Source organism: Nocardioides sp. Soil805 (assembly GCF_001429625.1).
GTDB lineage: Bacteria > Actinomycetota > Actinomycetes > Propionibacteriales > Nocardioidaceae > Nocardioides.
Genome location: NZ_LMSU01000001.1, coordinates 1,219,670 through 1,244,605, shown reverse-complemented (window position 1 = coordinate 1,244,605; position 24,936 = coordinate 1,219,670). Strand labels below are relative to the sequence as shown.

General features: G+C 70.8%; 21 protein-coding genes. 11 read left to right on the top strand and 10 right to left on the bottom strand.

Annotation, left to right across the window (positions count from 1 at the left end):
* The first annotated feature begins 202 nt into the window (after window positions 1–202).
* Window positions 203–742, top strand: coding sequence for a transcriptional regulator NrdR (gene nrdR, locus ASG94_RS06190; protein ID WP_056925461.1), 540 nt, complete (start codon window positions 203–205; stop codon window positions 740–742).
* Window positions 743–853: 111 nt separating this feature from the next.
* Complete coding sequence (locus ASG94_RS06185) at window positions 854–3,721, top strand: vitamin B12-dependent ribonucleotide reductase (RefSeq protein ID WP_056925460.1); 2,868 nt, start codon at window positions 854–856, stop codon at window positions 3,719–3,721.
* Between the two features lie 128 nt (window positions 3,722–3,849).
* Here ASG94_RS06185 and ASG94_RS06180 read toward each other — a convergent pair whose 3' ends face one another.
* The gene (locus ASG94_RS06180; RefSeq protein WP_235537147.1) at window positions 3,850–7,038 is read right to left on the bottom strand and encodes a DEAD/DEAH box helicase; all 3,189 of its coding nucleotides are present in this window, start codon (window positions 7,036–7,038) and stop codon (window positions 3,850–3,852) included.
* 143 nt (window positions 7,039–7,181) lie between these two features.
* Between ASG94_RS06180 and ASG94_RS22320 the strand changes: the two genes are divergently transcribed.
* The 4 genes from ASG94_RS22320 (at window position 7,182) to ASG94_RS06160 (ending at window position 12,172) form a co-directional block, all read left to right on the top strand.
* On the top strand, window positions 7,182–7,325 hold the full coding sequence (locus ASG94_RS22320; protein WP_235537146.1) for a hypothetical protein: 144 nt from the start codon (window positions 7,182–7,184) through the stop codon (window positions 7,323–7,325).
* 134 nt (window positions 7,326–7,459) lie between these two features.
* Window positions 7,460–9,340, top strand: coding sequence for a BTAD domain-containing putative transcriptional regulator (locus ASG94_RS06170; protein WP_156411437.1), 1,881 nt, complete (start codon window positions 7,460–7,462; stop codon window positions 9,338–9,340).
* 10 nt (window positions 9,341–9,350) lie between these two features.
* Entirely contained in the window at window positions 9,351–10,709 is a 1,359-nt protein-coding gene (locus ASG94_RS06165; RefSeq protein ID WP_200958022.1) for an FAD-binding oxidoreductase, read from the top strand.
* Window positions 10,710–10,801: 92 nt separating this feature from the next.
* Window positions 10,802–12,172 (top strand): FAD-binding oxidoreductase, encoded by a 1,371-nt coding sequence (locus ASG94_RS06160; protein WP_056925455.1) that lies wholly within the window; start codon window positions 10,802–10,804, stop codon window positions 12,170–12,172.
* Between the two features lie 76 nt (window positions 12,173–12,248).
* On the opposite strand, the gene ASG94_RS06155 is transcribed toward ASG94_RS06160, so the two are convergent.
* Both ASG94_RS06155 and ASG94_RS06150 read right to left on the bottom strand, forming a co-directional pair.
* On the bottom strand, window positions 12,249–13,859 hold the full coding sequence (locus tag ASG94_RS06155; RefSeq protein WP_056925454.1) for a LuxR C-terminal-related transcriptional regulator: 1,611 nt from the start codon (window positions 13,857–13,859) through the stop codon (window positions 12,249–12,251).
* Window positions 13,860–13,878: 19 nt separating this feature from the next.
* Entirely contained in the window at window positions 13,879–15,003 is a 1,125-nt protein-coding gene (locus tag ASG94_RS06150; protein ID WP_056925453.1) for a flavin-containing monooxygenase, read from the bottom strand.
* Window positions 15,004–15,271: 268 nt separating this feature from the next.
* Between ASG94_RS06150 and ASG94_RS06145 the strand changes: the two genes are divergently transcribed.
* Complete coding sequence (locus tag ASG94_RS06145; RefSeq protein ID WP_056925452.1) at window positions 15,272–16,570, top strand: type III secretion system chaperone; 1,299 nt, start codon at window positions 15,272–15,274, stop codon at window positions 16,568–16,570.
* Between the two features lie 50 nt (window positions 16,571–16,620).
* On the top strand, window positions 16,621–18,288 hold the full coding sequence (locus ASG94_RS06140) for a nuclease-related domain-containing DEAD/DEAH box helicase (RefSeq protein WP_056926322.1): 1,668 nt from the start codon (window positions 16,621–16,623) through the stop codon (window positions 18,286–18,288).
* A 9-nt stretch (window positions 18,289–18,297) separates the two neighbouring features.
* On the opposite strand, the gene ASG94_RS06135 is transcribed toward ASG94_RS06140, so the two are convergent.
* The 3 genes from ASG94_RS06135 to ASG94_RS06125 are packed head-to-tail and all read right to left on the bottom strand — an operon-like array spanning window position 18,298 to window position 20,484.
* Window positions 18,298–18,948, bottom strand: coding sequence for an endonuclease/exonuclease/phosphatase family protein (locus ASG94_RS06135; RefSeq protein WP_056925451.1), 651 nt, complete (start codon window positions 18,946–18,948; stop codon window positions 18,298–18,300).
* Window positions 18,949–19,005: 57 nt separating this feature from the next.
* Window positions 19,006–19,656: a nucleoside/nucleotide kinase family protein gene (locus ASG94_RS06130; protein WP_056925450.1), complete on the bottom strand. Its 651-nt coding sequence runs from the start codon at window positions 19,654–19,656 to the stop codon at window positions 19,006–19,008.
* Window positions 19,657–20,484 carry an oxidoreductase gene (locus ASG94_RS06125; protein ID WP_056925449.1) on the bottom strand — a complete coding sequence of 276 codons (828 nt, stop codon included), beginning with the start codon at window positions 20,482–20,484 and terminating at the stop codon, window positions 19,657–19,659.
* Window positions 20,485–20,575: 91 nt separating this feature from the next.
* Here ASG94_RS06125 and ASG94_RS06120 point away from each other — a divergent pair, with 91 nt between their 5' ends.
* The 3 genes from ASG94_RS06120 to ASG94_RS06110 are packed head-to-tail and all read left to right on the top strand — an operon-like array spanning window position 20,576 to window position 22,468.
* Window positions 20,576–20,815 carry a hypothetical protein gene (locus ASG94_RS06120; RefSeq protein WP_156411436.1) on the top strand — a complete coding sequence of 80 codons (240 nt, stop codon included), beginning with the start codon at window positions 20,576–20,578 and terminating at the stop codon, window positions 20,813–20,815.
* A 7-nt stretch (window positions 20,816–20,822) separates the two neighbouring features.
* Window positions 20,823–21,317, top strand: coding sequence for a mycothiol transferase (locus ASG94_RS06115; RefSeq protein ID WP_056925447.1), 495 nt, complete (start codon window positions 20,823–20,825; stop codon window positions 21,315–21,317).
* Between the two features lie 23 nt (window positions 21,318–21,340).
* Window positions 21,341–22,468 carry a serine hydrolase domain-containing protein gene (locus ASG94_RS06110; RefSeq protein ID WP_056925446.1) on the top strand — a complete coding sequence of 376 codons (1,128 nt, stop codon included), beginning with the start codon at window positions 21,341–21,343 and terminating at the stop codon, window positions 22,466–22,468.
* 144 nt (window positions 22,469–22,612) lie between these two features.
* On the opposite strand, the gene ASG94_RS06105 is transcribed toward ASG94_RS06110, so the two are convergent.
* The 4 genes from ASG94_RS06105 to ASG94_RS06090 are packed head-to-tail and all read right to left on the bottom strand — an operon-like array spanning window position 22,613 to window position 24,887.
* Entirely contained in the window at window positions 22,613–22,918 is a 306-nt protein-coding gene (locus tag ASG94_RS06105; RefSeq protein ID WP_056925445.1) for a contact-dependent growth inhibition system immunity protein, read from the bottom strand.
* A gap of 9 nt (window positions 22,919–22,927) precedes the next feature.
* Entirely contained in the window at window positions 22,928–24,292 is a 1,365-nt protein-coding gene (locus ASG94_RS06100) for an RNase A-like domain-containing protein (protein WP_056925444.1), read from the bottom strand.
* A complete protein-coding gene (locus tag ASG94_RS06095; protein ID WP_056925443.1) occupies window positions 24,289–24,585 on the bottom strand; it encodes a WXG100 family type VII secretion target in 297 nt (98 codons plus the stop codon). The genes ASG94_RS06100 and ASG94_RS06095 overlap by 4 nt, the downstream gene beginning before the upstream one ends.
* Window positions 24,582–24,887, bottom strand: a complete 306-nt coding sequence (locus tag ASG94_RS06090) for a WXG100 family type VII secretion target (RefSeq protein ID WP_056925442.1) — start codon at window positions 24,885–24,887, stop codon at window positions 24,582–24,584. Before ASG94_RS06090 ends, ASG94_RS06095 begins: the two co-directional genes overlap by 4 nt.
* Window positions 24,888–24,936 lie beyond the last annotated feature (49 nt).

The following is a 24,936-nucleotide window of genomic DNA, read 5'->3' as shown; positions in this document are numbered from 1 at the left end:
CGACGTACGGTTACCACTACATCTAGTAGTTACACCGTTGTGGTTCTCCACATCTAGTCCACAGGGACCGGGTGCAGTCCTCACAGCCAGAGGCTACTTGTCCACAGGAATCACCGGCTGGTCCACAGGCGTTGACACCCCGAGAGGGTGTTCGAGTCGCGCCCGCAGACCACGCCGGACGAGCGAGGAGGGAGGCCCGCACATGCACTGTCCGTACTGCCGCAACACCGACACCCGTGTGCTCGACTCCCGCGTCGCCGACGACGGCAGCTCGATCCGCCGGCGTCGTACCTGCAACGACTGCGCGAAGCGCTTCACCACGGTGGAGCAGATGCAGCTGACCGTCCTCAAGCGCTCCGGCGCGACCGAGCCCTTCACCCGGGACAAGGCGATCGCCGGCGTCCGCAAGGCGTGCAAGGGCCGCCCGGTCACCGAGGACCAGCTCGCCTGCCTGGGCCAGGCCGTCGAGGACGCGCTGCGCCTCAGCGGGCAGGCCGAGATCCCCGCCCACGAGGTGGGCCTGGCCATCCTGAGCCCGCTGCGCGAGCTCGACGAGGTCGCCTACCTCCGCTTCGCGTCCGTCTACCGCGCCTTCCAGAGCGCCGACGACTTCGAGGACGAGATCGCCCTTCTCCGAGCGGAGCGAGAAGAAGGAAGTCCGGTGGTTGAGGTGCTCGACGCGTCAGCGGCGAGCCTCGAAACCCTCCGCGCCGAGGAGCAGCACCCAGCCCCCACGGGCTGACACAGACTGCCCGGCACGTCGTGGGGAAGCGGCGTGCCGGGCGTACCACTCTCAGCAGGGACGCCCTGCTGACATTCGATTGACCATCACGAGGGATCACGAGGAGAACCCATGACCGAGACGGTGAGCAGCCGCGCCAAGGGCGCCGCGAAGGGCAAGGGCCTGACCCTCGAGCGGGTGTTCAGCACCGAGGGCACGCACCCCTACGACGCCATCACCTGGGAGCGTCGCGACGTCGTCCAGACCAACTGGAAGACCGGCGAGACCGTCTTCGAGCAGCGCGGCGTGGAGTTCCCCGACTTCTGGTCGGTCAACGCCTCGACCATCGTCACGAGCAAGTACTTCCGCGGCGCGGTCGGCACCGACGTACGCGAGTGGAGCCTCAAGCAGCTCATCGACCGGGTCGTGAAGACCTACACGAAGGCCGGCATCGAGCACGGCTACTTCAAGACCGACGGCGACGCCGAGATCTTCGAGCACGAGCTCACCTGGCTGCTGGTCAACCAGTACTTCTCCTTCAACTCTCCCGTGTGGTTCAACGTCGGCACCCCCTCGCCGCAGCAGGTCTCGGCCTGCTTCATCCTCTCGGTCGACGACTCGATGGACTCGATCCTCAACTGGTACAAGGAAGAGGGCTTCATCTTCAAGGGCGGCTCCGGCGCCGGCCTCAACCTCTCCCGCATCCGCTCCTCCAAGGAGCTGCTCTCCTCCGGCGGCACGGCGTCCGGCCCGGTCTCCTTCATGCGCGGCGCCGACGCCTCCGCAGGCACCATCAAGTCGGGCGGCGCCACGCGTCGTGCGGCCAAGATGGTCGTCCTCGACGTCGACCACCCGGACATCGAGGAGTTCGTGATGACCAAGGCGCGCGAGGAGGACAAGATCCGCGCCCTGCGCGACGCCGGCTTCGACATGGACCTCGGCGGCGCCGACATCACCTCCGTGCAGTACCAGAACGCCAACAACTCGGTCCGCGTCAGCGACGAGTTCATGCGCGCGGTCGAGGAAGGCACCGAGTTCGGCCTGCGCTCGCGCGGCACCGGCGAGGTCATCGAGACCGTCGACGCCCGCGACCTGTTCCGCAAGATCAGCGTCGCCGCGTGGGAGTGCGCCGACCCGGGCCTGCAGTACGACGACACGATCAACGACTGGCACACCAACCCCGAGACCGGCCGCATCACCGCGTCCAACCCCTGCTCGGAGTACATGTCGCTCGACAACTCCTCGTGCAACCTGGCGTCGCTCAACCTGCTCAAGTTCCTCAAGGACGACGACACCTTCGACGCCGCCCTCTTCGCCAAGGCCGTCGAGTTCATCATCACCGCGATGGACATCTCGATCTGCTTCGCGGACTTCCCGACCGAGTCGATCGGCGACACCACCCGCGACTACCGCCAGCTCGGCATCGGCTACGCCAACCTCGGCGCCCTGCTGATGGCGATGGGCCTCGGCTACGACTCCGACGGTGGCCGCTCGATGGCCGCCGCCATCACGTCGCTGATGACCGGCCAGTCCTACAAGCGCTCGGCCGAGCTGGCCGGCATCGTCGGCCCGTACGCCGGCTACCAGCGCAACGCGGAGGCCCACAAGCGGGTCATGCGCAAGCACCAGGCGGCCAACGACCAGGTGCGCGTGCTGCACACCGAGGACGGCCGCGTGCTCAAGCTCGCCACCAAGGCGTGGGCCGACGTCATCGCCACCGGCGAGAAGAACGGCTTCCGCAACGCGCAGGCCTCGGTGCTCGCGCCGACCGGCACCATCGGCTTCATGATGGACTGCGACACCACCGGCATCGAGCCCGACTTCTCCCTGGTGAAGTTCAAGAAGCTCGTCGGCGGCGGCTCCATGCAGATCGTCAACCAGACGATCCCGCGGGCGCTGCGCAAGCTCGGCTACCAGCCCGAGCAGGTCGAGGCGATCGTCGCCTACATCGGCGAGCACGGCCACGTCATCGACGCCCCGGGCCTCAAGACCGAGCACTACGAGGTCTTCGACACCGCGATGGGCGCCCGGTCGCTCAAGCCGATGGGCCACGTGCGGATGATGGCGGCGGCCCAGCCGTTCCTGTCCGGCGCGATCTCCAAGACGGTCAACCTCCCCGAGGACGCCACGGTCGAGGAGATCGAGGACGTCTACATGCAGTCCTGGAAGCTCGGCCTCAAGGCGACCGCGATCTACCGCGACAACTGCAAGGTCGGCCAGCCGCTCTCCGACGGTGGCGGCAAGGCCAAGAAGGACGCGAAGGACGCGGCCGACGCCAAGGACGCCGCGGCGACCAAGGTCGTGGAGAAGGTCGTCTACGCCCCGACCCGCAAGCGCCTCCCCAAGTCGCGCGTCTCGCGCACGACGTCCTTCACGGTCGGCGGCGCCGAGGGCTACATGACCTCGGGTGCCCACGACGACGGCCAGCTGGGCGAGGTCTTCCTCAAGCTCGGCAAGCAGGGCTCGACCCTCGCCGGCGTCATGGACGCGTTCTCGATCGCCGTCTCGATCGGCCTGCAGTACGGCGTCCCGCTGGAGACCTACGTCTCGAAGTTCACCAACCTGCGCTTCGAGCCCGCCGGCCTCACCGACGACCCGGACGTCCGCATGGCGCAGTCGCTCATGGACTACGTCTGGCGCCGCCTGGCCCTGGACTACCTGTCCTTCGAGGAGCGCTCCGCCCTCGGCATCTACTCCGCCGACGAGCGCCAGCGTCACCTCGAGACCGGCTCCTACGAGCCGATCGTCGAGGAGACCGGCTCCGCCGCCGAGCTCGTCGAGGACCACCCCGTGGTCGGCGAGGTCGTCGAGGCCGAGGAGATCGTCGAGGCTGCGGCCAAGCCGGCGCCCGTCGAGGCCAAGACCACGGCCGAGCTCTTTGAGAAGCTCACCGGCACCGCCGTCGACTCGCCGCTCTGCATGACGTGCGGGACGAAGATGCGTCCTGCCGGCTCGTGCTACGTCTGCGAGGGTTGCGGCAGCACCAGCGGCTGCAGCTGATCCAGTACGGAAGTGAGGGCCCGACACCGTGAGGTGTCGGGCCCTTCTTCGTATGGTCCGATCAGAGACGCGGCTGGCCCGTGGGGCCTCCGTCCCTGGCTGCCCAGACTTCGTAGACAGGCAGTGCCCTATTGGGCTATTGCCGATGCGTGCTGAAAGAACTCCATCGGCATGAGGTGCTTGAGCTTCCAAGTAATCGCGATGGGCCGCTCGCCGGAGTGGCTGACATAGGTGGCGGGTCCCATGAACGTGTACGGCGCCGTGCCGAAGTCGTCCTTGGGCTCGTGCCGGACGAACAACAGCACCGTCGAGGCGCCGGCGAGATAGCGCTGACCTGTCTTGGAGGACGTGGAGGTCGTGGACTGCGACTCCCAGTGGAAGAGGTCCCGGCTGATCGGATAGTCGGCGTACATGGTCGTGGGGGAGTAGTCCGCCTCGGACTTTTTCAGCGTGATGAAGAAGGCATCGATGTTGAGGTCTGGGAGGTAGAGGACGCCCTCGCGGAAGCTGTTGGGTCTCCGCGGGAAGTCGAGAGCGGCCAAGATCTCCTCGCGCTGGTAGCGGGCGTGCACCTTGAGGGGCACCGAGGACAGTGATCCGTCCAGCGTCAGGGGCACGTGACGCGCTGCGTCGTACGACAGGTCGACGACGGCACGGATCTCGGCGCGCGCAGCAACCTCGTGGCGGAGGGCCGCGAGGCCATCGCCGTACGACTCGAAGCCGCCGCCGTCAGACCAGAACGAGTAGAAGAGCATGCGGGCGAGTCTCTGCTCGCCGGCGGAGAGTTCGTCGTACTTCGGAGCGTCATCTCGTAGAAGGGCGTCGTACGACGCCGCTCGCTGCGCATCGTCGACATGGGCGAAGGCCCGCACTCGTCGGAGTAGGCGCTCTTCAAGCTCGAAGCCAGGCAGCGCTTTAAATCCGGCCTCTCTGCGCAGGACAGTCCAAGAGCCGCGCCGGCTGATGTCGCTCAGCTCAAGCCCGCTGCGGTCCAGGAACGTCGCCAGGTCGCTGTCTCCCGTCTGGCGCAAGATGCCGACGAGCTGAGCCCAGCGTGGCGAGATCTGCGAGCGGAGGTTCTCCAGCACGATCTCGTGGGTTTTGCGGTCGAGCTGGATCTGACACCCGGAGGGCAGGAAGGGGAAGTCATCCTGGACAGCCTTCTGCAGTTGCTTTCCGTGGACCCCAGTGAGGGCTGAATACTTCTTGGCGAAGCTGAACTCACGACGGTGGTAGCCCACGAAGTCGAGCACCGTGAGCACGGCCTTGTTGTGGGTTCGACGAAGGCCCCGACCCAACTGCTGCATGAAGATCGTGGCGCTCTCGGTCGGGCGCAGGAACAGCACGGTGTCTACATCCGGGATGTCCAGACCTTCGTTGAAGACGTCTACGGTGAAGAGCACGTTGACCGTCGCTGACCGCAGCTCCCGGAGGGCGGTGGCGCGATCCTCCGCTCTGGTCTGTCCGGTCACCAGCCGAGCCGGAATGCCGGCGCCGTTGAAGACCTGAGTCATGTACGCCGCGTGCGCCACCGAGACGCAGAACCCGAGGGCACGCATCCGCCCGGGATCGGCGACCTTCTCGCGTATCTGCCGGAGGATGATGCGTGCTCGCGCGTCATTGCCGGTGAAGACGCCCTCGAGTTCCCGCTCGTCGTAACGGCCGCGCGACCAGGTAATCGACCGCAGGTCCGTGCCGTCGGCGATCGCGAAGTAGTGGAAGGGGCACAGCAGGTCCTGACCGAGCGCGTCCCACAGGCGCAGTTCGGCTGCGGTGCGCCCGTCGAAGAACGAGCGCACATCGGTCCCGTCGGCCCGCTCCGGTGTGGCGGTGAGCCCGAGCAGCTCGGTGGGGCGGAGGTGCTCGATGAGGCGCCGATAGGTGCGCGCCTCGGCGTGGTGGAACTCGTCGATGACTACGACTTCGTAAGCATCGGCGGGGATGTCGGTGACGCCGTACGACGTGAGGGACTGGACGCTCGCGAAGACGTGGCTCCAGCGTTCGGGCCGCTGACCTCCCACGTAGAGCTCGCCGAAGCTGCCATTACCCAGGACCTCGCGGTAGGTGCGGATGGACTGCTCGAGGATCTCCTTGCGATGCGCGACGAAGAGCAGACGCGGTTGCTGACCGCCGGTCTGTTGGCACATCCGGCGGTAGTCCAAGGCGGCGATCACCGTTTTGCCGGTGCCGGTCGCGGCCACTACCAAGTTGCGGTGCCGGTCGTGCACCACCCGTTCGGCCTCGAGTGCGTCCAGCATCTGCTGCTGGTACGGATAGGGGCGGACCTCGAGGCCCACCAGCGTGATGGTGACTCGGTCCGAGCTCTTGGTGCCCTTGGCCTCGAGGAGCGCGTCGTCGAGGCGATCCCGGTCTCGGTCGGGGTCGTAGGACTCGAATTCGGGACTGTTCCAGTAGGTGTCAAAGGTCGCCCGGAACTTGTCGATCAGCGCTGGCGTCGCCGCTGTGCTGAGTCGGACGTTCCACTCGACGCCCTCGAGCATGGCGGAGGTCGTCAGATTGGAGGAGCCCACGTAGGCGGTGTCGAACCCCGTGTCGCGCTGGAACAGCCAGGCCTTGGCATGGAGGCGGGTGCGCTTGGCGTCGTACTGGACCTTGACCTCGGCACCGAAGTCGCGGACGAGACGGTCGAGCGCGCGACGCTCGGTCCCGCCGATGTACGTCGTGGTGACCACTCGAATGGGGATGCCGGCTTGATGTGCAGCTGCGAGCTCTCCCTCGATCAGACGCAGGCCGTGCCACATGACGAAGGCGCACAGGAGGTCGATCGAGTCGGCCGAGTCGATCTCGGCGCGAAGCTCGGACGCCAGACTCGGCTCGCCGTGAGCGTTGGTGAGCAGTGCCGCGTCGTTCAGAGGTGTCTTCGGCCGCCGCGTGAGACGTGTGTCGATTCCTGGCCCGGCCGGCATGCGCAGCGCATGAAGCTGCTGTGCAGGTGACATCACAGGGTCCGGCTGCCCTTCCAGTGCCTGAAGAGCGGCGTTGGCCGCGGCGATGCGAGCAGCAGGGTCCTTCAGGTGGGTGAGTCGTCGCAGGGTCATCGCCGCGACGTGCTGCGCGAGAACGTGGGGAAGGTCCGCATCATCAACCGTGCCGAACTCAGCCACAGGTCCGAGGACCGACGCAAGCTGCGCCTCTATGCCGGACGTCACCAGTGATTCGTGCAGGCCGATGGGCAGATCCCCCGAGATGTCCATGCGGCCGAGCTTGCCAGGCGAGCTGCGCCTACACGGCAGAATCGGCATGCGGGCGCAGTGATTCAGCGCGCGCAGCGATCGAACCGACGTGCCCGTCGCCATCGTTGGGACAGGGATCCGGCTACGAAGGGCGCACTTCCTTCGTCCGGGGCGCATACTGGAGGCATATGACCTCCTCAACATGGTCCACGCGGAAGCCTCTCTCCTCGAGTCCCTTCCAACCCAAGCCCGAGCAAGAGATCGAGGTGTACGCCGTCGGCGACCAGGTCTGCCACGACCTCTACGGCCTGGGGCGCGTCCTCAATGTCGAGGCCCACGCGGTGTCGATCGACTTCGGTGACAAGACGGTGCGCATCACGAGCCCGTACGCCAAGCTCGAGCACCTGTAGCCCGGAGCCGCCCCGAGCGGCTGGGCCGACACGCACAGACGAAGGCCCCGACGTGAGCCCGCGTGCCCAAATTCGGGGCAGCAAGCACCCCTGACCCGGTCCTATCCTCGACGGAGACGACGCGAGGAAATGGGGTGGACGGGCAGCCGCAACTTCACCTGCACGTGCTTGGCGAGCTCACGGCGACGCGGGACGGCGCGGTCGTGGACCTCGGCGGGCGGCGTCAGCGCGCCGTACTGGCCGGACTGATCATGCTGCGGGACCAGGTGGTCCCGGCCGATCGGTTGGTCGACTGCGTGTGGGGGGACCAGCCACCCGCCGACGCCACCGGCGCGTTGCAGGCGTACGTGAGCCATCTGCGTCGGCGTCTCGAGCCCGACGCGACCGCCCGGCAGCGCGACGGCGTCATCGCCCGTGCGGGGCCTGGCTACGTGCTACGCCTGGCACCGGACGCCGTGGACGCGTGGGCCTTCGAGGCGGCCGTCGAGTCAGCGGCGGGCCAAGCGCCGAGTGATGCGGTGTGCACCCTGGAGACCACGCTCCGGCTGTGGCGAGGACCCGCCTACGCCGACTACGCGGGGGAGCCGTGGGCGCAGGCGGAGATCGCACGGCTCACCGAGCTCCGTGCGGTGGCCCGCGAACGCCTCCTCGCCACCCGCCTCGAGCTCGGAGAGGCCCAGCTCGTCATCGGCGAGCTCGAGGCGCTCGTCGCCGATGACCCGCTCCGCGAGGAGCGCTGGCGCCTCCTCACCCTCGCGCTCTACCGCGCGCACCGGCAGGCCGCGGCGCTGGAGGCGCTGCGCCGGGCGCGCCAGGTGCTCGCCGACGAGCTCGGCGTCGATCCCGGTCCCGCGCTGCGCTCGCTCGAGGCGGAGGTCCTGGCACAGTCGCCGGACCTTGATGCGCCGAGTCCGGCCAAGGCAGACAACGCCACCCCGCTCGTTCCCCGGCCGCGGAAGCCCGACGGGCTCGTGGACCGGGAGCGCGAGCTGGCCGTCCTGCGCACCAAGCTCGAGGACCTCAAGGACGGGAGAGGTGGCTCCGTGCTCGTCGAGGGCCCGGCCGGCATCGGCAAGACCCGACTGCTCGACGAGCTGCGCAAGCTCGCCGTCGCTGACGGCGTGCTCGTCAGGTCGGCGCGGAGCAGCGCGCTGGAGCAGGGGTTCGACTACGGCGTCGTGCGACAGCTGTTCGACGCGGCAGTCGACGACGTCGTACGCCGTGACGAGCGCTTCGCCGTGCTCCGCGGTCTGTACGAGATCACCGCCGACCTGGCGAAGGACGCGCCCTTCGTGCTCTGCGTCGACGACGTCCAGTCGAGCGACGAGGCGTCGGTCCAGTTCCTCGCCTACCTCGTGAGGCGGCTCGACGGGCTCCCGGTCCTGGTGGCGCTGGCCGTGCGCTCCGGTGAGCCGCACGATGCCGACGACCTGCTGGCCGAGCTCGCCGGCAACGAGTCGACGAGCATGCTGCACCCCGCACCACTCACCGAGCAGGGCACGGCCGCCCTGGTGGCCGACCGGCTCGGTCGGGGCGCGGAGGCCTTCGTGGCCGCGTGCCACCGGATGACCTCGGGCAGCCCGCTCCTCCTGCGTCAGCTGCTGCGCGCGCTGGCCGACCAGGGCGTGCCGCCCGACGTGGCCCACGTCGACACCGTCCGGGCCGTGGGGTCGCGCGCCGTCACCTCGCTGGTGACGCTGCGCCTGCGCCGGATGCCGGCGACGGTCACGACCGTCGCGCGGGCGGTGGCGGTGCTCGGGCCGGTGGCCGACCTGATGAGTGTCGCCGACCTGGCGCAGCACTCGGAGGAGGACGTCGCCTCCGCCCTCGACGTCCTGGCCCGCAGCGAGATCCTCGTCGACGGGCACCCGCTCGACTTCGTCAACCCGCTGGTGCGCGACGCCATCCACGCCGACATCCCGACCGGCGAGCGAGCCCTGCTCCACGAGCGGATGAACCGTCGGCTCAAGTCATCCTCAAGTCGGCCCGGGCACGCTGGGACGCCCCGATCGTGAGGTGGTGACGGTGCCCGAGACCGAAGCGCTCCGCGGGCTGGCCGGCGGTGCCGTCCACCTGCCCGGGGACGCCCTCTACGACGAGGCGCGCATGCCCTGGAACCTCCAGGTCGACGAGCACCCGGCGGCGGTCGCCTATCCGGCCGACGCCGAGGAGGTCTCCCGGATCGTGCTGGCCGCCGCGGCGTCGGGCCTCCGGGTCGCACCCCAGGGCACCGGCCACGGCGCCCCGCCGCTCGCGGGTCGGCTCGGCGACGCGGTCCTGCTGCGCACCTCGGCGATGACCGGGCTGCGCGTCGATGCCGCCCGTCGTACGGCCCGTGCCGAGGCCGGCGTGCTCTGGGGTGACGTCATCGCCCGCGCCGGCAAGGTCGACCTCGCCGCGAGGCACATGTCCAGCCCCGGTGTCGGGGTGGTCGGCTCGTCGCTCGGCGGCGGCGTGAGCTGGTACGCCCGGCGGCACGGCCTGCAGTGCAGCGCGGTCACGGCCGCCGAGCTGGTGCTCGCGGACGGGACCTTCGTGCGCGCCACCGAGACCCAGGACGCGGACCTGCTGTGGGCGGCCCGCGGCGGCAGCGGCGGCTTCGGGGTCGTCACCGCCCTCGAGTTCGACCTGCTCCCGATCCCCACGGTGTACGCCGGGATGCTGGCCTGGGACTGGCGGCACGCCGGGCGCGTCCTCGCGGCGTGGGGCGAGTGGACCGCGGACGCACCCGAGTCGGTGACCAGTGTCGCCCGCATCTTCCAGGTGCCCGACGAGGAGTGGATGCCCCCGGACGTGCGCGGCCGGCAGTTCCTCATGCTCCATGCGGTGGTGGAGGGTGACGCCGAGGCGGGTGCCCGCATCCTCGCCCCGCTGCGTGGCCTGAGGCCCGAGACCGACACGTTCGCCCAGGTGCCCGCGGCCGACATCGCCCACCTCCAGCTCGACCCCCAGGAACCCACCGCGGTCTACGCCAACAGCGTCCTGGTCCACGGTCTTCCGCTGGAGGCGGTGGAGGCCCTGGTCGCCTCGGCCGGCCCCGGCTCCGGCAGCAACCTGCTCTTCGTCGAGCTGCGCCACCTCGGTGGCGCCATCGAGCGCCCCGCCCCTCGCGGCGGCGCGCTCGACCACCTCGACGGCTCCTTCCTGGTGCTCGGCGTCGGGCTCGACGTGGGCACCGGGTGGAGCGCCGTACGCGAGGACGCCACGCGGGTCCTGGAGTCACTCGCCCCCTGGACCTCCAGCGCGTCGTACCTCTCGATGGCCTACGAGGCGGCCGCCCGGCGCGGGAGGTCGGCGTCGGCGTACGAGCGCCTCCACCGGATCCGTCGTGCTGCGGACCCGGATGGACTGTTTGTCGCTCCCCAGCGCGCCTCAGGCGACTGATTCCGCACCTCGGGCTCAAGTCGGGCGCAAGTCCACCTCAACCGCGTGGGTGCACCTTCGTCGGGTCAACGACGACACCACACGGAGGAACAATGACCATCGCACAGACCAGCCCCGCGTACGCCGTACCGTTCGCGGAGCTGGACGCACTCACCATCGGCACCGTCGCGGTGCCTGGCGACAAGAGGTACGACGCGCTCGTGGCGCCGTGGAACGTTGCCATCCCCGTCCGCCCCGCGGCCGTCCTCGCGGCGCACGACGCCCAGGACGTCGTCGAGGCCGTGCAGTTCGCGGCCCGGCACGGCATCCGCGTGACACCGCAAGCCACGGGCCACGGCCCGATGGCCGACCTGACCACCGAGCTGCTGGTCACCACCAAGGAGCTCGACGAGGTGGTCGTGCACCCGGAGGAGGGCTGGGCCCGCGCCGGGGCCGGCGTGAAGTGGCTCCGCGTCGTGGAGGCCGCCGCGCCCTACGGCCTCGCGCCGCTCTCGGGCTCGATCACCGACGTCGGCATCGTCGGCTACACCACCGGTGGCGGGCTCGGGCCGATGGCCCGCACGTACGGGCTCGCCATCGACAAGGTCCGCGCCATCGAGGTCGTCACCGGCGACGGCGTGCTCCGGCGGGTGACGCCGACCGAGTACCCGGAGCTCTTCTTCGCCCTGCGCGGCGGGAAGGGGATGCTCGGGATCATCACGGCGATCGAGTTCGACCTCGTCCACCAGCCGAGGTTCTACGGCGGCTCGCTGTGGTTCGACGGGGACGACGCGGCGACCGTCATCGAGCGCTGGCTGCACTGGTCCGACGACCTGCCCGAGCTGGGCACCACGTCGATCGCCCTGTTCCAGCTCCCCGACATGGAGGGCGTGCCGCCGATGCTGGCCGGCCGGTTGACGTTGTCGGTCCGCTACGTGTGGACGGGGTCGGCCGAGGTGGGGGAGCGCTGGTTCGCCGCGATGCGTGCCGCCGCTCCGGTCATCCTCGACGACGTGGCCGACAAGCCCTACACCGCGATCGACTCGGTCCACACGGACCCGCTCGACCCGACGCCGGCGCACGAGGCTGGCGAGGTGCTCACCGACTTCACGGCCGAGACCGCTGACGCGCTGCTCGCCCTGACGGGGCCGGGTGTGGCGTCGCCGCAGATCCTGGTCGAGGTGCGCCAGCTGGGCGGCGCGTTCGCCCGGCCGGGGGAGCACCCGAGCGCCTTCGCCTCGCGCGACGCGGCGTACTCGCTGCTCGTCGTCGGCATCGCGGAGATCCCGGGGGTGGAGGACCACGCCGAGGCGATCCTCACCGCGATGCAGCCGTGGGTCGGCGGCCATCGGCTGCCGAACTTCACGTTCACGCCCGAGGAGTACGTCGACGCGTACGACGAGGTCACCCTCGCCCGGCTGCGCCGGGCGGTCCGGACCTACGACCCGGACGGCGTGATGAGGATCGGCGGCGTGCTGGGGTGACCCCCGCGACTCGTGGCCCTCGCCGGTGGCGGGGGCCACGATCGTGTTGCGGCCGTGGGGACGGAGCACCCCAGGCTCAGACCAGCCCGTGCTCGTAGGCGTACGCCGCGGCGGCGGTGCGCGAGGCGACGTCGAGCTTGCCGAAGATGTTGGACAGATGCCGGGCCACGGTCTTCTCGCTCAGCACGAGCTCGGTCGCGATCTGCGGATTGCTGCGGCCCGAGGAGACGAGGCGGAGCACCTCGACCTCGCGGGCGGTCAGGCCGCCGGGAAGGGAGGGAGGGGCCAGGAGCGACGAGGTGAGGTCGGCCATCGGCGCCGCACCGACCTGCCGGAAGGCGGCGCGTGCGGCGGTCATCTCGCGCTCGGCGGAGGACGTGTCGCCGAGGGCCAGGAGGCAGCGGCCGATGAGCAGTCGCGTGACGGCGGCGTCGTACGGCGAGGACGACTGCGTCCAGAGCTGGTGCGCCTTGCGAAGGTAGGGCAGTCCACCCGCAGCATCCCCGGCGGCGAGCTCGACGGCCCCGTGGGCCTGGGCGGCGGCCGCGGACAGGACCGCCGACCCGGCCGCCGATGCCAAGGACTCCAGCTCGAGCGCCAGCGGTCGCGCGCGCTCGACCGCGTCGCACGCCAGCAGGACCTCGATGGACCCCGGCAGGATCCGGCACCGCTCCAGCGGTCCGGTCGACGAGGCGAGCAGCCGGTCGACGGCCGCGACCGCCGGCGACGACCGCCGCTGGGCCAGCCACAGCAGCGCCAGTCCGGGCTGCGGGTCGACGCCGAGATCGGCGGCGCGCTGGTAGCACTCGTCGGCAGCGGAGAGGTCACCACGCAGCCGCAGCACGTCGCCGGTCTCGAGGGCGGTGAGGCCGATGGGGCCGGGCGTGCCCAGGGCGACGTACCGCTCGGCGGCCAGCGACCACTCCCGCAACGCGCTGTCCCAGGCGCCGCGCAGCCGCATCAGCTGCCCACGGTGCACGGCGCACTGGCCGGTGAAGGCCAGCAGCCCGGGCTGTGCCTGGCACCACCGTTCGAGGGCGGCCGTCCACTCGGCGACCCGGCCGAAGTCGCTGACCTCCTGGGCGCCCTCGATGGCGGTGCAGTAGACGTGCCCCGCGATCACCGGGGACAGCTCGCCCGCCACGACCCGGACCATGGAGTCGTCGAGCTGCGCCAGCCCCTCGGCGAAGTGCCCGGTCATGATCGACACCCGCCCCTGCGCACACGTGCTCATCGCCGTGAGGTCCGCGTCGTGGAAGCGGCGGCCGGCGTCGTGGGCCTCGTCGGCCATCCGTCTCGCCTCCGCGAGGTCACCCTCGCCGAGGGCGCGGAACATCATGAGGAACGCCATCCAGCCGCGCTCCACGCAGTCCGCGCCGATCTCGTCGACGAGCTCGGCCGCCCGGGCGGCCCAACCGCCGGCGAGCGCGTGCTCGCCGTGCTCGGCCAGGCCCATCGACAGACGGACCGCGCACCCTGCGGCGGCGTGCAGGTCGCCCGCCTCCAGGTGCGCGCGGAAGGCGCGCTGCAGGACAGGGACCGCCTCGTCGTGCGTCCCGACGAGCTCGACGACCGCGCCGAAGCAGTCGAGCTCGGCGGCGCTGAGGCCGTCCGGCCCGGTGCGCGACCACGCGTCGTACGCGGCTTGCCAGTCGCCGCGTGTGTAGTGGTCAGCGGCCGTGTCCACGTTTCGAGGGTACGGCGGGTCAGGCGGCACCGGGCAGGCTCGGCGTCGCCTTTCCGAGCGCGCGGGATCGGGCCGCGACCCGGTCCGCGACGTACGCCGCGTCGCGACCGACCCCGGGGAGGACCATCGAGCTGAAGGCGTACTGGAAGCACAGCCCGCAGAAGAACAGCCCGGGTGCGTCGGGGGAGACCCCGCGCATCTCCCGAGGCCAGCCGTCGTCACCCAGCACCGGCAGGTGGATCCAGTCGAAGACCTGCCGGAAGCCGGTCGCCCACACGACGGTCGAGACCTCGCGCGGCGTGCCGTCGACCACGGGAAGGCCGTCGCGGACCTCCTCGACCCGGCTGGTCGTCCGCTCGACGCCGCGCTCGAGCAGGTCCCGCCGTTTCACCCGGAGCATGGGTCCGCCATGGTGGCGGAGCTCGTCCATCAGCGTGGCTCGCATGGGGCTGCGCCGGGTCAGCACGTGCTGCCACGCGAAGAGCAGGACGGGGAAGACGACCCGGAACGCCGGGGACCCGAGCCGGGGCGGGATCTCGCCGCAGTCGCGACCGGCGAGGATCGTCGGGTGCGTCTCGGCCAGCTCGTAGGCGATGTCGGTGCCGGAGTGGCTGGCGCCGACGACCAGCACCGGTCCGTCGTTGACCTGGCCGGGCCGGCGGTACTCGCTGGAGTGCAGCTGGAGGATCGTCGGGTCGAGCGCGGCGGCGATGTCGGGCACGGCAGCCGTGCGCCCGAACGTGCCGGTGCACACCACGACGTTGCGGCAGGTGTAACGGCCGCGGTCGGTGGTGACGACGTACCCGTCGTCATCGGCGTCGAGGGCCTGGACGCGGGTCTCCAGGCGGACCGGGAGGGAGAAGGTGCGGGCGTAGGACTCGAGGTAGTCGCCCACCGCGTCCTTGCCGGGGAAGGTCCAGCGCGGAGCCGGGAACGCCAGGCCGGGCAGCCCGTCGACGTGCGCGGGGGAGTAGAGCTTCAGGCTGTCCCACTGCCGGCGCCAGTTGTCGCCCACCCGAGTGGCGCTGTCGAGGATCACGAACGAGGTCCCTCGCTGCTGGAGGAAGTAGCCGGTCGCCAGGCCGGCCTGGCCCGCGCCGATGATCACGGTGTCGATGTCTGTGTCGAAGTCGGTGGTGTCCATGCGCTCACCGTCGCGCGTTGCGTACGCCGCTCGCGTCGGGCGCGATGCCCATCTCCCGCGATGCGCCGCATGGGTGGATTCACCCATGCGGGGGACCGGACCGAGGACGGAGAAGGCAGACCTCGACGTCGAGCAGGTATGTGTCGCAGCGTCTGAGCCGACCCGATCGCATCGTGCCTTGGTCTAGACCGTGCGCCGAGCGGTGTCGGTGGGCGTCCCTAGGGTCGGCATCGACGGGTCGCGGGGGCGGCCCGGATCGGGGGTCGAGATGAGTGGAGAGCTGGAGCGTCGCTGGGACGACGCGGTGGAGACGGCCTGGCGGGAGCTGCGCCAGCGGCTGGCCGATCGGCTGGCGGAGATGGCCGAGGACGAGTCGCTGGTCGTCGAGCTCGCCGAGGAGACGTCGGTCGGCGCGGCGCCGTACTGCCAGGTGCTGGCCGGCCCGGGCGTGCTCCGGGTGGAGGCGGTGAGCAACGTCTACCTCGCCGAGGAGTACGCCATGGACGTGTTCCAGGAGGGACTCCTGAAGCACCTCGGGTTCGCGGAGCCGGACGCGACGGAGCTGCCGGGCAACACCAACTTCTGGATCGACCTCGACCAGCGCGAGGCCGATCGCGCGGCGGTGATGATGGTGCGGGCGCTGCGCGAGGTGTACGCCGTCGTGCACCCGGTCTACCTGTCCGCGGACGGCCTGCTCGACGAGGTCGCGGACGAGCCGCTGCGGGCGATCCCGCCCAGGCCGCGGCCCGAGGTCGTCGTCCACCCGGAGGGGCCCGACGAGGTGCGGGCGGCGGTCGACCTGGCGGTACGCGGACTCCAGGACGAGCGCCCGGAGTGGGACGAGGACGGCGACCTGCCGCTCGACACCACCCGCGGTGTCGTGTGGGTGACGATCGGCGCCCACCTGCCGCGCATCCTCCTGCACGCGCCCCTCGTGGGCGACGTCGTCGACGAGGCGCGCGCCCTGGTCGAGGTCAACCTGCTCAACCAGCGCGAGTTCGGACTGACCTTCTCCCTGCGGGACGGTCAGATCACCGTCTTCCGCGAACTGGACGCGTCCGCGCTGGTGCCGGCGCAGCTGCGCCTGGAGATCGAGCGCCTCACCACGCAGGTGGACCGGTGGGCCGGTGACCTCGTCACCCGCGTCGGCGGCAGGTGCATGGACGAGCAGACGCCCCGTCAGCCCGCGGACGTGACGGCCCGTCCGCCGGCCCACGGCCGCTTCGCCACGGCGTACGGCGTGATGGTCGAGCTCGAGCGGGGACAGCGCGGCTCGGTCGGGCCCGCCACGATCGCGCGCATCTTCGACAACGACACCGGCCTGCTCCTCAAGGCGGTGCGCATCAACGAGCAGCGCCGGCGCGAGATGCGCGCCAAGGCACGCGCCGCCCGTGAAGAAGGACGGGGTCGCGCCGAGCAGGTGGCCCGGGCCCGGCAGGAGTACCTCCGCGAGCTGACCGCGCGGATGCGCGCCGCGTTGCGCCTGATCGTCGACGCGCCGGTGCGCAAGGTGCAGCTCGACCAGATGGCGCTCTTCGACGAGGACGAGTGCGGGACCGGGCGGTGACGGGGCCGATTCGCGCACGCGCGGACCCGATCGGATGTGAGGGTGAGCGCATGCCGCGCCTGATCCCGGAGTCGCCGACCTTCCAGACGACCTCGGAGGAGCTCGTGTGGGAGCGGCTGCGCGACAGCCTCGGTCCCGACGACGTGCTGCTCGCCAACCTGCGCCTCACCGACGAGGAGAAGGACGTCGAGGCCGACCTGGTCGTGCTCATGCCCGAGGTCGGGATCCTCGTCCTCGAGGTCAAGGGCGGCAGCGTCCACGTGACGCCCGACGAGGCTGACGGACATGCGTGGTGGATCCAGCGCCGGGGCGCGCACCGGAGGATCACGCCGGTGGACCAGGTCCGCACCGCCAAGCACGCGCTCAAGCGCTACGTCGAGCAGCACCCGGACGGCGGGCTGGCGCGGCGCGTCGGCTGGGGGCACGGCCTCGTCACGCCCTACTCCGCGTTCGCCCCCGACTTCACCGTCCCCGAGCTGCCGCGCTGGGCGCTGCACGACAAGGACGACCTGTCCGCGCTCGCCGACCGGGCCCGGGACAACGCGCACGCTCTGCTGCACGGGCAGCGCCCCCCGACGCACGACGACGTCGAGGCGATCGCCGACATCCTCACGGGGCGCTTCGCGGCGCCGTACGACGTCAACGCCGAGTCCGACGACCGCGCGGCCGAGTTCGACCGCCTGACCATGGAGCAGGCCACGATCCTGCGCGTCACCCGGTTGCTGCCGCGGGTCGAGGTGCGTGGCGGTGCCGGGAGCGGCAAGACCGTGCTCGCGCTGCAACAGGCCAAGGAGCTCACCCGCGGTGGTCAGGGCCGCCCTGCGCAGCGGGTCGCGCTGCTCTGCTACTCGATCGGGCTCGCCGAGCACCTGAAGCGGCAGGTCGCCACGTGGGACCGCCGCCACCGCCCGGCGTTCGTCGGGACGTTCCATGCCTTTGGCCAGCAGTGGCGTGCCGCCGACGGGGACCGGTCGGACAGCCAGTTCTGGGAGGAACGGCTGCCCGCCGAGATGGCCGAGCTGGCCGCCGCGCTCCCGGACGGCAAGAAGTACGACGCGGTCATCGTCGACGAGGCCCAGGACTTCGCCGACTCGTGGTGGACCCCGGTGCTGCGCTCGCTGCGGGACGAGGAGGAGGGCGGACTCTTCGTCTACTCCGACGAGAACCAGCGGATCTTCGCGCGGTTCGGGCGCCCGCCGGTGGCGCTCGTCCCGCTGGTCCTCGATCACAACCTCCGCAACACCAGGCAGATCCACGAGTCCTTCGGTCCGTTGGCGCCCAGCCGAATGTACTCACGCGGTGGCGACGGGCCGGTCGTCCGCTTCGTGGAGTCGACGCTGGACGAGGCGATCGGGGCGGCCGACGACGAGGTGGATCGCCTCCTCGACGCGGGCTGGGAGCCGCGCAACATCGCGCTCCTCACCACCGGCCACCGCCACCCGATCCAGGTGGAGCGGACCGCCTTCCACGACCAGGAGGGCTACTGGGGGACGTACTGGGACGACGACGTCTTCTACGGGCACGTCCTCGGCTGCAAGGGGCTCGAGCGCCGCGCCGTCGTGCTGTGCCTCAACGAGGACGGAGCCCGCGACCGGGCTCGCGAGCGGATGTACGTCGGGATGTCGCGCGCCACCGACGAGCTCGTGGTGGTCGGTGATCCCGAGACCGTACGGCGCGTGGCCGGCGACGAGGTCGCCCGACGGCTCGGCGTGTGCTGAGGGCGACTCTCACAGGTCCGCGGTCACGACGTAGGCGTCATGGTCGGAGAGCCGCTTGCCCTCGTTCGCGGCGTCGATCCGCGAAGCCGTCGTGTCGAGTCCGACCGGCACGGCCACGTGGTCGATGGTCAGCAGGCCCTCGATCGCGTGCGGCAGTGCCGTCGTCGCTGCCTCCAACCTGAGGGACTCGAGAGCATCGTGGAGGGCTCGACGACCTCCTTGCGAGCCGGCGTACTCCTTGCCGGTCAGGGCGTGGTTCCAGTCCCCGCCCCAGACGAGCGGCGAGACGCCGCGCAGGTGGACGGCCAGCTCCTGAACGGCATTCTCGGTCCTGTCGACGTGACGGGCTCCGACCCAAGGAGACGCGGAACCGCACGCGCGCCAGGGCAGGACCGAGCTGACGTACGTCGTCGAGCCGATGCGTGCACGCGCGCTCGCGGGATGTGGGTCGGCCTCCGGCGTCAGCGGCAGCCTGCTTGCGACGGCGGCCCAGCGGCGCTTCGCGGCCATGACCGCGGTCGACAGGTGGAGGGAGTGGCCCGCCAGGTCCGTGCGCTCGTTGACCTCGGTGAGCAGCCAGACGTCACAGTCCTCCGCCTCGATCAGGGCGGCGTGCTGGTCGGACCAGCGGCCGGCGAGGTTCCAGGTCCCGATGCGCACGGGCGCAGCATGACCTAGGAATCCGCGTGGCGGGCGCGAATCTCGCTACCCCGCATCTCAAACCGTGAGTGGTCCGCGCCGTACGACGACGTCGGCCGACTCGCGGGTGGCACTCACCAGCGCCGCGTTGGCCTCGTCGCTGCGCTCGACCCAGGCCCGTGCGTCGGCCGGGGACTTCCCGAACTCCTCGTGCCGCTGCACCAGTCGCTCGCGGCGTACGTCGTCGTCGAGGACCACGAACCACGCCTCGGCCAGCAGCGGGCGGACGCGCTCCCAGCCGCCGTCGCGGAGCAGCAGGTAGTTGCCCTCGGTGAGCACCAGCCGCGCGGACGGCGGGATAGCGATGGCCGCGGCGATCGGCTGCTCGAGGTCGCGCTCGAAGCCGGGGACGAACAACGTGCGGTCGGGTCGGTCGTGCAGGCGCTGCAGCGCTGCGACGTAACCGTCGACGTCGAAGGTGTCCGGAGCTCCCTTGCGGTCGCGGCGTCCGAGCCGCTCGAGCTGGACGTCGGCTAGGTGGAAGCCGTCCATCGGGAGGTGGCCGACGGCGTCCGGTCCGAGGCGCGTGAGCAGGGAGTCGAGCAGCGATGAGGTCATCGTCGACTTGCCGGCCCCGGGAGGCCCGGTGATGCCGAGCACCACCCGTCCCGGCCGGTCCAGCAGACGTGTCGCCCGGTCGACCAGCTCAAGGAGGGAGGGCGCGGGCACCTACCGCGTCCCGAAGGTCCGGCTCACGACCTCGTCGAACACCCGGTCCGGCAGCAGGTCGCGTGAGGTCGTGATCATCCGCGCACCCTTGCCGACGGGGTAGCGCGCAGCGGGCCGCTTCGCCACCGCCGCCTTCACGATCTTGTCCGCGACCTCCTCGGGCGTGGAAGCACGCGACGGCTTGTCGAACTCGGTGAGCACCTCGTGCGCCTTGCGGGCGTGCTCGGCGTACGCGCCCGTCCCCGACCGCTCGAGGAGGGAGTCGCGGGCGATCTCGTTCCACTCGGTGAGGATCGGACCGGGCTCGATCAGCACGACCTTGATGCCGAAGGGCCGCAGCTCCATGCGCAGGCTGTCGCTGAAGCCCTCCACGGCGAACTTGGTCGCGTGGTACCACGCGCCGAACGGCTCGTAGAACTTGCCGCCGATCGAGGAGATGTTGATGATCCGGCCCGACTTCTGCGCGCGCATGTGCGGTGTGACGAGCTGGACCAGGCGGGCCAGGCCGAAGACGTTGACCTCGAACTGGCGACGGGCCTCGTCGATCGGCACGTCCTCGACAGCGCCGTACGACCCGTAGCCGGCGTTGTTGACCAGGACGTCGATCCGCCCCTGCTCCTCGACGATGCGGGAGATCCCGGCGACCATCGAGGCGTCGTCGGTGACGTCCATCGCGAAGGTGTGGACGCCGTTCGACTGCAGCGCGGCCATCCGGTCGACGCGGCGGGCGACGGCGTACACCGTGAAGCCCTTGGCAAGCAGGGCGCGCGCGGTGCTCTCGCCGATGCCGGACGAACCACCTGTGACGAGGGCGACGGGGGAGGCCATGCCTGCGAGCGTAGTGCGGGGTCGGGTCCCCCGCCGGTGCCACACCCTCAGAGGGGAGGCGCCTCACCGCAGCATCGTTAGCGTGGGGCGCATGACTGACGAGACCCAGCAGGCAGCGACCGAAGCAGCGCAGCGCGTGGTCGAGGAGGTGAGCTCGTGGCAGTACAGCGCCGACGACTCCACCATCGAGCAGCAGCTCGACGAGGGCCTGCGGAAGGCCGGCGTACGGATCGACGACGAGGAGCGCACGCGCATCCTCGCCGAGATCGACGGCATGAAGGACGAGCAGTCGAGCGCGCCGCAGGTCCGGTCCGCGACGCCGGTGGAGTGAGGCGGCCATGGACGTCAGGGGAGTGCTCACCGAGGGCTTCGGCCGGATCGCCGAGCTGTACGACGACGTGGCCCAGGACCTCGACCAGCGCACGCTCCACGAGCGTCCCGGAGGCACTGGCAACCCGATCGGCTGGCTCCTGTGGCACACCGCCCGCGGGCAGGACGCCCAGGTCGCCCACCTCGCGGGTGAGCGGCAGGTCTGGGAGCGGCACCAGGAGCGCTTCGGGATGGAGAGCGGCGCCGACGACATCGGCTACGGCCACACCAGCGAGCAGGTCGACGCGATCCGGATCGCGGATCCCCAGCTGCTCGTCGACTACCACCACGACGTGACGCTCGCGACCGCGCGCTACCTGCAGACGGTCGACGAGCAGGAGCTCGAGCGGGAGGTCGACCAGAACTGGGACCCGCCGGTCACCGCCGGCCAGCGCCTGATCAGCATCCAAGGTGACTGCCTCCAGCACCTCGGCCAGGCGGCGTACGTCAAGGGACTGCTGTAGCGCCGGCGGCGTACGGTCGCAGCATGGCTGATCTCGCGGCCGCGCTGCGACCCCACGTCGACGCCGGCGAGATCCCCGGCCTGGTGGCGCTCGTCGCCCGCGGGGACGACGTACGGCTCGAGGTCCTCGGCACCCAGGGCACGAGCGGCCGTCCGATGGCTCGCAACTCCATCGTCCGTGCTGCCTCGATCACCAAGCCGCTCACCGCGGCGCTCACGATGATGCTGGTCGAGGACGGACGCCTCACCCTCGACGGCCCCGTCGGCGAGCTGCTGCCCGAGCTCGCCGCACCGCGCGTGCTGCGGACACCCGGCAGCGGGCTCGACGACACCGTGCCGAGCGACCGCCCCATCACCACCCGCCACCTGCTGACGTCGACCGCCGGGCACGGCTTCGCCACGTTCGACTCGGTCGTCGTGCCGCTGCTCATGGAGCAGCTGGGACAGGCGTCGATGGAGGTGGGCACGGTCCCGGCTCCTGACGAGTGGATGCGCCGGCTGGCGGGGATCCCGCTGATGCATCAGCCGGGGGAGGGCTGGACCTACAACGCGTCGTACGACGTCCTCGGCGTCCTGCTCGCCCGCGCCGCCGGTGCGTCGTTCGCCGACCTGATGGCGGAGCGCCTGCTCGAACCGCTGGGCATGGTCGACACGAATTTCCACGTGCCGGCCGACAGGATCGACCGCTTCACCACGCTCTGCGGGCACGACGACCAGGGAGACCTGGAGGTCAGCGACGAGCCCGAGGGACAGTTCGCCACCGCACCCGCGTTCGCCTCGGGCGCCGGCGGTCTCGTCACCACTGCCGACGACTGGCTCGCCTTCGGCCGGATGCTGCTCGCCGGCGGAGGCGGACTGCTGACCCGGGAATCCGTGGAGCTGATGATGACCGACCACACGACGGCGCAGCAGCGCGAGATGGCCGGCTTCTTCCTGGACGGCCAGGGGTGGGGCTTCGGTGGCGGGGTCGACACCGCGGTCCTCAACCCGTGGAACGTCGTCGGTCGCTACGGCTGGGTCGGTGGCACCGGCACGGCGGCGTACGTCGATCCGGTGCACGGCGTCGTGACGGTGCTCCTCACGCAGGTGGAGCTCGGCGGGCCGGACTCGGCCGGCGTGCTCGAGTCGTTCTGGGCGGCCGCGGCGAGCTGAGGAGCGCGCCGACGGGTCACGTTGGACATCGCGGACGCGCGAGTCGTCCTCAGGGAGCCGGCCGCCGGGAGGTGGGTTGGCGGGACGGAGGTGGCGCGGTGGCTGAGTCTGCGCTCCACTTGGGGCATTGCCCCGTCGCGCACATCATCCGGCTCGGAGGGTCTGAGTTGCCTCGATACGGATCCGGCGCAACCACTCTCTGGCGTCGCCGCCTCGAGCGGACGGAACGAAGAACGATCCCAGGCCCAGAATCGCGGCCTCGGCTTCATCAGCTGTGGACGTCGAGTTCAGAAGGTGGTCGATCTCAGTGGCGAGGATCGGCGCGAACGTGGGCTCGTTGGTCATGAAGTCCGACAGCGCTTCAAGGGTATTCGCGTAGTCCTCTTGCCAGTCCTGGTGCAGGTAGGCGCCGAGGAACTGCCACAGAGCGGGATATTCAGCCTGGTTCACTCTGACTCCCTACGGTTGCGGGAACGCGGTGTGGATGCGGTACCCCGACTCGGTCTCATCAGTCCGCCTCAGGATCATTCTGACACCGGAGACCTCGTGGACGTCACCCGCCGCATTCACAGATGTCCCTGTCGGTCGACCCAACAACGCATCAATACGCAACTGGCCCCGGCCGCTTGCGAGCCACTCGTCAACTTCCCGAGCACGACTGCGCAGCACGCTGGCGATGACGCGCTCCGCGTCAGCCTCGTTGGCAAAGGTCGAGGCGAACTTGATTCCCTGCGTCCGAGCACGGTCTGCGAGCTCTTCGGCGCTCTTGCCCACGTGCTTTGACGCAATGTGACCACCCACCGAGTCCTGTCCCGAGAGTGATGTCCTCCAGCCGCCAGGCAGCTTCATCTCCCCCCGCTCGTCCCGGACCCTCACGCGCGCGAAGCGCTCGACCCGAGCCCGTACGACTCCGAGCCCCTCGCGAGCGGTCCGCAGCCGGCCGGCGGTGGCAGCTCCGGTGGCCCGCAGGCTGACGAGCAGCGCGTGGAAGCGCGGTGCATGGGCGCTGATCCGAGCCAGCGCCGCCGAGCCGGCGGCCCCGGCGCCGAGCCCACCGGTGATCCCGCCGACGATGGCGGAGATCGCGACGCCCTCCACGACCATCCTGCCGACCTCGACGAGCAGCGCACGGGTGCGCTCGTGGGTCTCACGGACCGCGGCGGCGTACTCCTCGCACGCCGTCCCCACCGCGATCAAGGCACCAGCCGTGTCGCCGATGAGCGACCGGAGGTCCGCCAGCGCGGAGAGGGCGAGCGGGACCTCGGGGGAGACCTGGTGCTCGATGAAGCCGGCGGCGATGTCGCAGTGCGCGTCGAGGTCGGCAACGGCGGCGCCCGCGCGGCGCCAGGTGGTGGCCGCGTCGAGGAGCAGGTCGACGTCCGCTCCGGGCCACACGAAGCCCTCGACCTGGTCGAGGATCCACGTCTCCACGGTGCCGAGCGACACGGGGTTCGCGCCCAGGCACGACTGCGGCGGGGTGGGGGAGACCCGGACGTAGTCGTCCTCGTCGAGCGAGCCGCCGCTGTAGGACGACACCGCCGCGGAGGCGGCCTCCGCGTCGCGGTGGTTGGCCCCGGTCGCGGTGAGCAGCCGACCCAGTCCGATGAAGGCGTGGGTGAGCTCGGTCAGGGTCTCGAGCGCCTGCCGGGCCCCGTCGTCGTACGACGTCGCGAACTCGGCGCTGGTCGCGTCGTCGCCGGCCATGCCGGCGTACCCACCGAGCTTGCCGGCGAGCGACTCGCACAGCAGTGCGGAGATCTGGTTGCCGGTGCGGCACGCGTCGGCGGCCGAGGTGAAGCCGCCGGTCTCGACCGCGATCCTCACCTGACCTGCTCCCACATCGCGAGGTTGGCCTCGACCGCGACCGCGTAGTTCGCCCGCGCGGTCTCCCCGACCGACCGGAGGCCCGCGAGCGCGGTGCCCATCTCCGCGAACGACGTCCGCCACGACGCGTGCGACGCCGTGTGCGCCTCGCCGGCCAGCCCCGTCCAGTCCGCGTGCAGGGCAGCATGCGCGGCCTCGACGTCCGCGGCCAGGTCGGCGAGCTCTCGGCCGCAAGCGTCCATCGCGGCGATGACGGACGCGAGCTCGTCGACGTCCACGTCGTACGCCGTCATCCGAGCCTCCGCGCCAGGTCGGCGTGGTTCTCGGACGACGAGCCGTCCGCGAGAGTCGCGTCGTCACGAGCCGCCCGTAGGGCCACCGCGCTCGAGGCCAGGCCGGCGATGACGGTGTCCGCGCCGGCGCACCACTCCTCCCACAGCCCGGCGAAGCGGTCGGCCGCGGCGCCGTGCCACCCGGCGAGGAGCGCGTCGACCGACGTCTCGATCCGGGTACGACGGGTCGCCATGTCGGCGGCCCGCGCCTCGACGGCGTCGGCACCGATCGACAGCTGGGCAGGGTCGAGCCTGAGGTTCATCGTGCCTCCCGAGATGCACCCGGCGACGACGCCGGACGAGTACGACTGG

What these genes read in the sequence shown, in the direction of transcription:
- ASG94_RS06120 (WP_156411436.1), top strand. Translation starts at nt 20,576, where the DNA reads ATGACTGACGAGACCCAGCAGGCAGCGACCGAAGCAGCGCAGCGCGTG.
- ASG94_RS06140 (WP_056926322.1), top strand. Translation starts at nt 16,621, where the DNA reads ATGCCGCGCCTGATCCCGGAGTCGCCGACCTTCCAGACGACCTCGGAG.
- ASG94_RS06160 (WP_056925455.1), top strand. Translation starts at nt 10,802, where the DNA reads ATGACCATCGCACAGACCAGCCCCGCGTACGCCGTACCGTTCGCGGAG.
- ASG94_RS06185 (WP_056925460.1), top strand. Translation starts at nt 854, where the DNA reads ATGACCGAGACGGTGAGCAGCCGCGCCAAGGGCGCCGCGAAGGGCAAG.
- ASG94_RS06115 (WP_056925447.1), top strand. Translation starts at nt 20,823, where the DNA reads ATGGACGTCAGGGGAGTGCTCACCGAGGGCTTCGGCCGGATCGCCGAG.
- ASG94_RS06150 (WP_056925453.1), bottom strand. Translation starts at nt 15,003, where the DNA reads ATGGACACCACCGACTTCGACACAGACATCGACACCGTGATCATCGGC.
- ASG94_RS06145 (WP_056925452.1), top strand. Translation starts at nt 15,272, where the DNA reads ATGAGTGGAGAGCTGGAGCGTCGCTGGGACGACGCGGTGGAGACGGCC.
- ASG94_RS06110 (WP_056925446.1), top strand. Translation starts at nt 21,341, where the DNA reads ATGGCTGATCTCGCGGCCGCGCTGCGACCCCACGTCGACGCCGGCGAG.
- ASG94_RS06180 (WP_235537147.1), bottom strand. Translation starts at nt 7,038, where the DNA reads ATGGCGACGGGCACGTCGGTTCGATCGCTGCGCGCGCTGAATCACTGC.
- ASG94_RS06090 (WP_056925442.1), bottom strand. Translation starts at nt 24,887, where the DNA reads ATGAACCTCAGGCTCGACCCTGCCCAGCTGTCGATCGGTGCCGACGCC.
- ASG94_RS06095 (WP_056925443.1), bottom strand. Translation starts at nt 24,585, where the DNA reads ATGACGGCGTACGACGTGGACGTCGACGAGCTCGCGTCCGTCATCGCC.
- nrdR (WP_056925461.1), top strand. Translation starts at nt 203, where the DNA reads ATGCACTGTCCGTACTGCCGCAACACCGACACCCGTGTGCTCGACTCC.
- ASG94_RS06125 (WP_056925449.1), bottom strand. Translation starts at nt 20,484, where the DNA reads ATGGCCTCCCCCGTCGCCCTCGTCACAGGTGGTTCGTCCGGCATCGGC.